This is a genomic window from Microbacterium sp., from assembly GCF_043427715.1.
In the GTDB taxonomy this organism is placed as follows: domain Bacteria; phylum Actinomycetota; class Actinomycetes; order Actinomycetales; family Microbacteriaceae; genus Microbacterium.
The window spans coordinates 22,056-30,327 of sequence record NZ_JBHWTD010000014.1; the positions used below are offsets into that span (position 1 = coordinate 22,056).

Genomic DNA, 8,272 nt, shown 5'->3' on the forward strand with positions numbered 1-8,272 from the left:
GCTCAGCCGACCTCGCGGTGGGGCGAGAGCCGCGCCCCGCGGGACGCCGCACCCGCGAGGCCGATGCTCTCCAGCCAGTTGCCGATCATGCGGTATCCGCCCTCGGTGAGCACACTCTCGGGATGGAACTGGACCCCTTCGATCGCAAGGGTCCGATGCGCGATGCCCATGATCACCCCGGACGGCGTCGTCGCCGTCACCCGCAGTCCCGATGGGAGGGTGTCCGGCTCGATCGCGAGGGAGTGATACCGCGCCACCCGCACCGCCGACGGGATCCCGTCGAACACCCCGCTGCCGTCGTGGCGGAGCGTCGACGTCCGCCCGTGCATCAACTCGCTCGCGTGACCCACGGCGCCACCGAAGGCGACGGCGATCGCCTGATGACCGAGGCACACTCCGAGCAGCGGTCGCCGCGATCGTGCACAGGCATGGACCACGGCGATCGAATCGCCCGCGTCCTCCGGAGTCCCGGGGCCCGGCGAAAGGAGTACACCGTCGTAGCCCGCACCGGCGCGGGTGACGGCGTCACCGGCATCCGCCTCGATCAGATCGACCTCGGCGCCGAGCTCCTGCAGGTACCCGACGAGCGTGTGTACGAAGCTGTCGTGGTTGTCGACCAACAAGACACGGATGCCGCGCGGCAGCGGCGCCGCGATGGTCTCGGACACTCAGCCGCTGCCGATCGTCGAATCCTCGGCGGGATTGACGAACGTGAACACCCACGGGAACACGTGGAAATAGAGCAGGTAGAGAACCGCGGTCAGCAGGATGAGGAGGATCAGCACGCGCACCCACCACGGACCGGGAAGGACGCGCCACAGTGCGGCGTACATCAGGCGGACACTCCATCGGTCAGGGAAGCGGGCGGACCGTCGCCGCGCGGGGTGAACTCGTCGAAGACGGCGTAGGCGATGATGCGCTCGAGCATGTTCAGCTTCGGAGCGCAGCTGGTGAGGGTGAGGTAGCGACCGTCGGCCTCGACACCCTTCTGGTTCGGCACGGGCAGGAGCACTTCGACCTGGGTGTCCTGCACGTATTCGAGTGACCGGAACCGGTACGTGTACCAACCGGCCTTGGTCTCGATGACGATGGCGTCGCCGATGACGAGCTCGTCGATCGGATCGAACGCGGCCCCCGAGGTCCACCGGTGCGCGGCGTAGGCCGTGTTGCCGATCTCGCCGGGCATCGCGGTATCGGGGTAATGTCCGATCTCGCCCTTGTCGAGGATGTCGGGTCGGGTGATGCCCGAGGCGATGCTGAACTTCCAGTCTGCGCCGAACCGCGGAACCCGCATGATGCCGAACAGATCGCCGTGGTCCTGCTCCCCGAGCACGGGGATCGTGATGTCCGCGGGGTCTGCAGGAGTGGGCGCCGGGTTCGACGGCGCCGGCTGTTCATCCTGCGGCTCCGCCGCCCACTGTTGCGCGAGCGCGTCGGCCTCGGCGTGCTTCTGACTGGAGATGATCACGTCACCCACCCACGTGTGCCAACTGACGTACAGCAGTGCGAGAACGCCGAGGGTCACGAGGATCTCGCCGAACACACTCAAGAACGTGGCGCGCGGCCGAGGACGGCTCCGGCGGGCGCGATGCGCGCGACGGGACGTGGGCTCCACGGGAGCGAGGGGCTCGGTCACGTTCGGATTCTAACCAGCGCGGGCTGTGGCGAGGCTGGCAGGTAGACTTTGGCCCATGGCACGTGGAGACAAGGACGAGGATCAGCTCATCGAGCCCCAGGGCGACGCCGCCCCCAACCCGGTGTGGTTCAAGCCGATCATGCTCGGCCTCATGCTGATCGGTCTGGTCTGGATCATCGTCTTCTACCTGAGCGGTCAGGGACTCCCCGTCCCCGGCATCGGTGCGTGGAACCTCGTTATCGGCTTCGGGATCGCCTTCATCGGCTTCCTGATGACGACCCGCTGGCGCTGAGCTGCGGCATCCGTCCGACAGGAATTACACCGGTGTGATTCATCCCCATGTGTGGATGAGCCTGTGGATAACTCAGCCGTAGACGATCGGCGCGACGCCGAAGATCAGCGCAAGCAGGAGCACTCCGACACCTGACAGCAGCAGGATCTGCGTACGCTGCTGACGCACTGCACGGGTGCGCGAGAAGATCCATCCGATCAGCAGGCCGACCAGCCCGCCGCCGATGTGCGCCTGCCAGGAGATCCCCGCGCCCGGCAGGAACGAGATCACCAGGTTGATGCCGAGGAGGACGAGGATCGGGAACACGTTCACCCCGAGATTCCGCCCTATGATGAGCATCGCGCCCAACAGACCCCACACGGCTCCGGACGCTCCGACCACGGTCACCCCCGGGGCGAGGAGGGCGACCAGCGCCGACCCGCCGACGGCGCTGAGCAGGTAGAGGGCGAGGAACCTGCCCCGTCCGAGGAGCGGTTCGAGCGAGCGCCCGAGCGCCCAGAGGGCGAGCATGTTGAGCGCGACGTGCCAGATCCCGGAGTGCACGAATATCGCCGTGACGATGCGCCACGGCTCCAGTGGATAAAACGGGTGGCCGGGGAAGGTGAAGATGCTGTTGAACGCCAGGAATCCTCGGACCTCTCCACCGATCCCCGGGATCAACCCGACGAGGAACAGGGCGACCGTGACGATCAAGATCGCATAGGTCGCGACCGGTCGGTCGCCCGACGCGCGCCGCATGATGCGCTTCGGCATCCGACGGACATTCGTCGCGCGCTGTTCCTTCTTCTGCTCGCCCAGGCATTCCGGGCAGATCACACCGACCGGCATGGGCGTCTGGCACTCATGGCAGATCGTGCGCAGGCATCGCTGGCAGAGCACGAAGCTCTGACGATCGGGATGCCGGTAGCAGAAGTCGTCCGGGTTGCTCCGGGGATCGGGGGAGCTCACGTCTGGGTCAGGCCGCCGCGATGTCGATCGACGAGATCACGACGGGCTCGACAGGACGGTCCTGCGCGCCGGTCTTGACCTGGCTGATCGCGTCGACGACCGCGCGGGAGGCGTCATCGGCGACCTCACCGAAGATGGTGTGCTTGCCGTTGAGCCACGGGGTCGGGTCGGTGGTGATGAAGAACTGCGAACCGTTCGTGCCCTCTGCCTTGCCGGTGATGGCGTTGCGGCGGAGCCCCGCGTTGGCCATGGCGAGCAGGTACGGCTTGGCGAAGGTCAGCTCGGGGCTGATCTCATCGTCGAAGTTGTAGCCGGGGCCACCGATGCCCTGACCGAGCGGGTCGCCGCCCTGGATCATGAATCCGGGGATGATGCGGTGGAAGATGACGTCGGTGTACAGGGGGCCTTCGCCGGGCTTGCCCGTTGCAGGGTGGGTCCAGTCCTGGGAGCCATCGGCGAGGCCGATGAAGTTCTTGACAGTGCGCGGCGCCTGGTCGCCGAACAGGTTGACGACGATATCGCCGTGGTTGGTGTGCAGGGTCGCGACAGCGGAGTGAATCGGCATACTCATCATTCTCTCACCCGCAACCCCCTTGGCCGCCGGGATCGTTCTGGCAGGATGGGGTCAAACGTCCCCGGATGATCACCGGAAAAGGGAGGGCACACCGTGAGCCTCAACCGCAAGCGCAAGAAAGAACTCCGCAAGCTGCAGAGTCAAGCGAACAAGCTGTGGGAGTCGCAGCAGGTCCTGGTCGCGCAGGCAGGCGATGTCGCGCGCGAAGCCGGCCGCCAGTTGGGCAATTACAACCGTGAGCACATCGTGCCGACGGTTCAGCACTCGTACGAGCGCTACGCCGCCCCGTACGTGCAGAAGGGCGTCCAGACCGGCCGCAGCGTGCTGAACGATGCGATCGTCCCCGCCGCGGGCGCGGTCGTCGGCACCGCGATGTCGGTGTGGGATGTCGCCAACGAGAAGCGAAACCGCATCGCCCGCGGCAAGAGCTTGGGTGACTTCGATTTCGCCGCCTTCAAGAAGCAGGCCGCGAAGGCCGGTGCGAAGGCGACGAAGCAGATGACCATCGCGGCGCCCGCGAAGAAGGGGATGGGCGCCGGTGGCGTCATCGCCCTCATCCTGGGTGTCGCCGCCGCAGCCGGTGTGCTGTACGCGGCGTGGCAGACGCTTCGGGCAGACGACGAGCTGTGGGTTGCCGACGACCCGCTGCGCGCACCGGATGCCTGAATCCGTTCACTCACCGTCGGAGCGCGTCGCAGAAGCGGCGCGCTCCCGGTCTTTGCGCGTGGAGTTCCGTGAACGTCCCGCCGCCGAGAGCCTTGAGGAAGCGGCATCCCTTCTGGGTCTCCAGCCTGCGGACATCGTGAAGACGCTCGTCGTCAAACGCACCGACGACACGTATCTGTTCGCGCTGATCCCAGGAGACCGTGCCATCTCCTGGCCGAAACTCCGGGCCGTCGTCGGAGTCAACAAGCTCCGCCTGCCTGAGCCCGAACTCGCCCTCGCCGCAACCGGCTTCGAGCGCGGCACGATCACGCCGATCGGCAGCAGCACCGACTGGCCGGTGTTCGCCGATGAGAGCATCGTGGGCCGGCGCATCGCGATGGGAGCCGGCGCACACGGCTACAGCGCTTTCGTCGATGCAGACGAGCTCATCCGGGCCTACTCGGCGACGGTCGCCGACATCTCGGAGGAGCGCAGCGGCTGAGTCAGCCTCCGACGGGGAGCCCGGCCATGCGCACCGCGGCATCGACCAACGCGACCTTCGTCAGCGCGGGGAGCTCGCTGAACGCGAACCATGCGGCTTCATCGGTCGAGCCGTCGATCTCGTTTCGCAGGTCGCCGCCGACGATGTGCGCTCGATAGACGATCCGGAGCGCCTGCAGGGGACCCTCGCCGTGGATCCGGTCGCGCGCGGAGATGACGTGCGAATCGACACCCAGGACGCCGTCGAGTTCCACGTGAAACCCAGTCTCCTCGAAAACCTCCCGCACGGCTGCGTCGGCCGGGTGCTCGCCGGGGTCGAGTCCGCCCCCGGGGAGCGTCCACGCCGGGCGGCGGGCGTCGTTCCAATGCGCGAGGAGGATGCGATCGGCATCCGTGATGACGGCGTACGCCGCGACCCTCATGTCCACGCGATCACCCTAACGCGCCAGGGCCGTGGCAACGATGGTGAGGGAAACAGAACGCCGGCCACGAGGGCCGGCGTTCGGGGAGATTGTGGAGCCTAGGAGATTCGAACTCCTGACATCCTGCTTGCAAAGCAGGCGCTCTACCAACTGAGCTAAGGCCCCCGGTGCGGTGACGGTGGGGCTACCAGGACTTGAACCTGGGACCTCTTCATTATCAGTGAAGCGCTCTAACCGCCTGAGCTATAGCCCCGTCGTTGTCGGCTCTCGCCGTCCAACCTCCAAGACTTTACCCGAAGGGGAGGCCATTTGACGAATCGCGATGACGCGTCGGGCGCGTCATGGATCGGTTCTGGTTCACTGGCGTCATGACCGAGGCGACGCACACCGAACCGCACGATGCCAGCGTGGGCGCCAAACTCAACTGGCTCCGCGCCGGAGTGCTGGGCGCGAACGACGGGATCGTGTCCGTCGCCGCCGTGGCCGTCGGTGTGGCGGGCGCCACGACGCTGATCGGACCGATCCTCACGGCCTCCCTGGCGGCTCTCGTCGGCGGCGCGATCTCGATGGCGCTGGGCGAGTACGTCTCCGTGAGCAGCCAGCGGGACACCGAGCGTGCCCTCATCGCCAAGGAGAAGCGTGAGCTCGCCACGATGCCCGAGGAGGAGCTCGCCGAACTCACCGAGCTCTATCGCGTTCGCGGACTCTCCCCGGAGACCGCGGAACGTGTGGCCGTGGAGCTGACCGCGCACGACGCCCTCGCCGCCCACCTGGAAGTCGAACTCGGGATCGACCAGGAGGACCTGACGAACCCGTGGCACGCCGCGCTCTCGTCAGCCGTGGCATTCGTGCTGGGTGCACTGCTGCCACTGCTTGCGATCCTGCTCCCGCCGCCGGAATGGCGCGTGCCGGCGACGTTCATCGCCGTCCTCATCGCGCTTGCGATCACCGGGACGGTGTCGGCGGCACTGGGCGGCGCGAAGAAGCTCCGCGCGACGACGCGTCTCGTGGTGGGCGGTGCGCTCGCCCTCGCGGTGACGTGGCTGCTGGGCGTCCTGCTCGGCACGACGGTGGTCTGACTCAGGGGAGTCAGCCGTGTGAGCGCGGGCTGGCTCAGTTGGAGGTGAAGCCGACGAGCAGGCCGCCGGTCACCTTGACCATGAGGTTGTAGATGCCCGCCACGACGGCACCGAGCACCGTCACGACGATCAGGTTCAAGATCGCCACCACGGCGGCGAAGGCCATCACCTGCGGCAGACTCAGGAAGGCGCCCAGCGTGAAGCTGTTGTCGGTGACCGCGCCGAGGAGCTCGTCGACCTGCGAGATGAGTCCCGTGGACTGCACGACCAGGAAGACGAGGAACGTCGACACCACCGTCACGATCGCGAGTGCGACCGCCGCGAGGAACGACAGCTTCACGGCAGACCAGAAGTCGACGTAGACCAATCGCAGGCGAACCTGCTTCGTGTTCGTCTTGCTGGAGGACTTCTTGGCCAGCTTGTCGGCTACCGTGCTCATGCGTCACTCTTCTCGGGGGTCTCGGGTGCCGATTCGGGTTCCTCGGCGGCGATGTCCTCCGCCAGTCCACGCTCGCCGTTTCGGGCGATGGCGAGGATGCGGTCGTCATCGTCCGGACGGGCGAACACCACGCCCATCGTGTCGCGACCCTTGGCGGGGACCTCGGCAACGGCCGAGCGTACCACCTTGCCGCTGGCAAGGACCACCAGCACCTCGTCGACCTCGCTGACGATCAGACCGCCCGCGAGCTCGCCGCGATCGTCGTTCAGCTTGGCCACCTTGATGCCGAGGCCGCCACGTCCCTGGACGCGGTACTGGTCGACCGAGGTGCGCTTGGCGTAGCCGCCGTCGGTCACGACGAACACGTACCCCTCCTCGCGGGCGACCGAGGCAGACAGCAGGCTGTCCCCGGCTCGGAAGGACATCCCCTTCACACCCTCGGTCGGCCGGCCCATCGGGCGCATCGACTCGTCGGTCGCGGTGAAGCGCAGCGACATACCCTTGCGGGAAATGAGCAGGATGTCGTCGGTGCTGTCGACCAGGAGGGCGGAGACCAGCTCGTCGCCGTTCTCCTCGTCCTGGCCGCGCAGCTTGATGGCGATGATGCCGCCCTGGCGGTTCGTGTCGTACTCGCGGAGCGGCGTCTTCTTGATCTTGCCGTCGCGGGTGGCGAGCACCAGGTACTCGGCCGTCGCGTAGTCGCGGATGTCGAGGATCTGCGCGATCTCCTCGCCCGGCTGCAGCGCGAGCAGGTTCGCGACGTGCTGGCCCTTCGCGTCGCGGCCGGCCTCGGGGAGCTCGTAGCCCTTTGCGCGGTACACGCGGCCCTTGGTCGTGAAGAACAGCAGCCAGTGGTGCGTGGTCGTGACGAAGAAGTGCTCGACGACGTCGTCCGCCCGGAGCTGCGCGCCCTTGACGCCCTTGCCTCCGCGGTGCTGCGAACGGTAGTTGTCACTCCGGGTGCGCTTGACATACCCGTTGCGCGTGACGGTGACGACGATCTCCTCTTCGGGGATCAGGTCCTCCATCGACATGTCGCCGTCGAAGCCGTGCAGGATGTGCGTGCGACGCTCATCGCCGAACTTCCCGACGATCTCGCCGAGCTCTGTCGAGATGATGTCGCTCTGGCGCTGGCGCGAGGTCAGGATGTCGTTGAGGTCGGCGATCTTGAGCTCGAGCTCGTTCGCCTCGTCGATGATCTTCTGACGCTCGAGGGCGGCAAGGCGACGCAGCTGCATCAAGAGGATGGCATCCGCCTGCGCGTCGTCGATCTCGAGGAGCTTCTTCAGGCCCTCGCGCGCCTCGTCGACGGTGGGCGAGCGCCGGATGAGGGCGATGACCTCGTCGAGCGCATCGAGCGCCTTGAGGTAGCCGCGCAGGATGTGCATGCGCTTCTCGGCCTCGCGCAGACGGTACTGCGTACGACGGACGATGACCTCGAACTGGTGGGTCAGCCAGTAGCTGACGAAACCGTCGAGCGGCAGCGTGCGGGGCACGCCGTCGACGATCGCGAGCATGTTGGCGCCGAAGTTCTCCTGCAGCTGGGTGTGCTTGTACAGGTTGTTCAGCACGACCTTCGCGACCGCGTCGCGCTTGAGGACGATGACGAGCCGCTGACCGGTGCGGCCCGAGGTCTCGTCACGCAGGTCGGCGATGCCGCCGACACGGCCGTCCTTGACGAGGTCGGCGATCTTCACGGCCAGGTTGTCCGGGTTCACCTGGTAGGGCAGCTCGGT

Annotated in this window: 12 protein-coding genes and 2 tRNA genes; 4 read left to right on the plus strand and 10 right to left on the minus strand. The window is 66.9% G+C overall.

Features of this window, described 5'->3' with window-relative positions; translation table 11 throughout:
• Positions 1–2: 2 nt before the first annotated feature.
• The 3 genes from ACHFGS_RS01410 to ACHFGS_RS01420 are packed head-to-tail and all read right to left on the minus strand — an operon-like array spanning position 3 to position 1,636.
• A complete protein-coding gene (locus ACHFGS_RS01410) occupies positions 3–644 on the minus strand; it encodes an anthranilate synthase component II (protein WP_394280082.1) in 642 nt (213 codons plus the stop codon).
• A 24-nt stretch (positions 645–668) separates the two neighbouring features.
• Entirely contained in the window at positions 669–833 is a 165-nt protein-coding gene (locus tag ACHFGS_RS01415; RefSeq protein WP_394280072.1) for a hypothetical protein, read from the minus strand.
• The gene (locus ACHFGS_RS01420; protein ID WP_394280071.1) at positions 833–1,636 is read right to left on the minus strand and encodes a class E sortase; all 804 of its coding nucleotides are present in this window, start codon (positions 1,634–1,636) and stop codon (positions 833–835) included. Before ACHFGS_RS01420 ends, ACHFGS_RS01415 begins: the two co-directional genes overlap by 1 nt.
• Positions 1,637–1,691: 55 nt before the next feature.
• Here ACHFGS_RS01420 and ACHFGS_RS01425 point away from each other — a divergent pair, with 55 nt between their 5' ends.
• Complete coding sequence (locus ACHFGS_RS01425; RefSeq protein WP_394280070.1) at positions 1,692–1,928, plus strand: cell division protein CrgA; 237 nt, start codon at positions 1,692–1,694, stop codon at positions 1,926–1,928.
• Positions 1,929–2,000: 72 nt separating this feature from the next.
• Here the strand turns inward: ACHFGS_RS01425 and ACHFGS_RS01430 are convergent, their stop codons facing one another.
• Both ACHFGS_RS01430 and ACHFGS_RS01435 read right to left on the minus strand, forming a co-directional pair.
• Positions 2,001–2,876, minus strand: a complete 876-nt coding sequence (locus ACHFGS_RS01430) for a rhomboid family intramembrane serine protease (protein ID WP_394280069.1) — start codon at positions 2,874–2,876, stop codon at positions 2,001–2,003.
• Between the two features lie 7 nt (positions 2,877–2,883).
• Complete coding sequence (locus tag ACHFGS_RS01435; protein ID WP_394289078.1) at positions 2,884–3,441, minus strand: peptidylprolyl isomerase; 558 nt, start codon at positions 3,439–3,441, stop codon at positions 2,884–2,886.
• Positions 3,442–3,543: 102 nt separating this feature from the next.
• Between ACHFGS_RS01435 and ACHFGS_RS01440 the strand changes: the two genes are divergently transcribed.
• Positions 3,544–4,116: a DNA helicase gene (locus tag ACHFGS_RS01440; protein WP_394279088.1), complete on the plus strand. Its 573-nt coding sequence runs from the start codon at positions 3,544–3,546 to the stop codon at positions 4,114–4,116.
• Complete coding sequence (locus ACHFGS_RS01445; RefSeq protein WP_394279087.1) at positions 4,109–4,597, plus strand: aminoacyl-tRNA deacylase; 489 nt, start codon at positions 4,109–4,111, stop codon at positions 4,595–4,597. Before ACHFGS_RS01440 ends, ACHFGS_RS01445 begins: the two co-directional genes overlap by 8 nt.
• A 1-nt stretch (position 4,598) precedes the next feature.
• On the opposite strand, the gene ACHFGS_RS01450 is transcribed toward ACHFGS_RS01445, so the two are convergent.
• The 3 genes from ACHFGS_RS01450 to ACHFGS_RS01460 all read right to left on the minus strand — a co-directional run bounded on the left by ACHFGS_RS01450 (position 4,599) and on the right by ACHFGS_RS01460 (position 5,271).
• Positions 4,599–5,024 (minus strand): NUDIX hydrolase, encoded by a 426-nt coding sequence (locus tag ACHFGS_RS01450; protein ID WP_394279086.1) that lies wholly within the window; start codon positions 5,022–5,024, stop codon positions 4,599–4,601.
• Between the two features lie 86 nt (positions 5,025–5,110).
• Positions 5,111–5,183 (minus strand) — tRNA-Ala (locus ACHFGS_RS01455).
• 14 nt (positions 5,184–5,197) lie between these two features.
• Positions 5,198–5,271: transfer RNA gene (locus ACHFGS_RS01460), tRNA-Ile, on the minus strand.
• A 115-nt stretch (positions 5,272–5,386) separates the two neighbouring features.
• On the opposite strand from ACHFGS_RS01460, the gene ACHFGS_RS01465 reads away from it, so the two are divergent.
• Entirely contained in the window at positions 5,387–6,097 is a 711-nt protein-coding gene (locus ACHFGS_RS01465) for a VIT family protein (protein ID WP_394279085.1), read from the plus strand.
• A gap of 34 nt (positions 6,098–6,131) precedes the next feature.
• Here the strand turns inward: ACHFGS_RS01465 and ACHFGS_RS01470 are convergent, their stop codons facing one another.
• Entirely contained in the window at positions 6,132–6,536 is a 405-nt protein-coding gene (locus tag ACHFGS_RS01470) for a DUF3566 domain-containing protein (RefSeq protein WP_394279084.1), read from the minus strand.
• A partial coding sequence (locus ACHFGS_RS01475; protein WP_394289079.1) for a DNA gyrase C-terminal beta-propeller domain-containing protein occupies positions 6,533–8,272 on the minus strand: 1,740 nt, incomplete at its 5' end. The genes ACHFGS_RS01475 and ACHFGS_RS01470, both read right to left, overlap by 4 nt.

What these genes read in the sequence shown, in the direction of transcription:
- ACHFGS_RS01415 (WP_394280072.1), bottom strand. Translation starts at nt 833, where the DNA reads ATGTACGCCGCACTGTGGCGCGTCCTTCCCGGTCCGTGGTGGGTGCGC.
- ACHFGS_RS01425 (WP_394280070.1), top strand. Translation starts at nt 1,692, where the DNA reads ATGGCACGTGGAGACAAGGACGAGGATCAGCTCATCGAGCCCCAGGGC.
- ACHFGS_RS01435 (WP_394289078.1), bottom strand. Translation starts at nt 3,441, where the DNA reads ATGCCGATTCACTCCGCTGTCGCGACCCTGCACACCAACCACGGCGAT.
- ACHFGS_RS01445 (WP_394279087.1), top strand. Translation starts at nt 4,109, where the DNA reads ATGCCTGAATCCGTTCACTCACCGTCGGAGCGCGTCGCAGAAGCGGCG.
- ACHFGS_RS01465 (WP_394279085.1), top strand. Translation starts at nt 5,387, where the DNA reads ATGACCGAGGCGACGCACACCGAACCGCACGATGCCAGCGTGGGCGCC.
- ACHFGS_RS01470 (WP_394279084.1), bottom strand. Translation starts at nt 6,536, where the DNA reads ATGAGCACGGTAGCCGACAAGCTGGCCAAGAAGTCCTCCAGCAAGACG.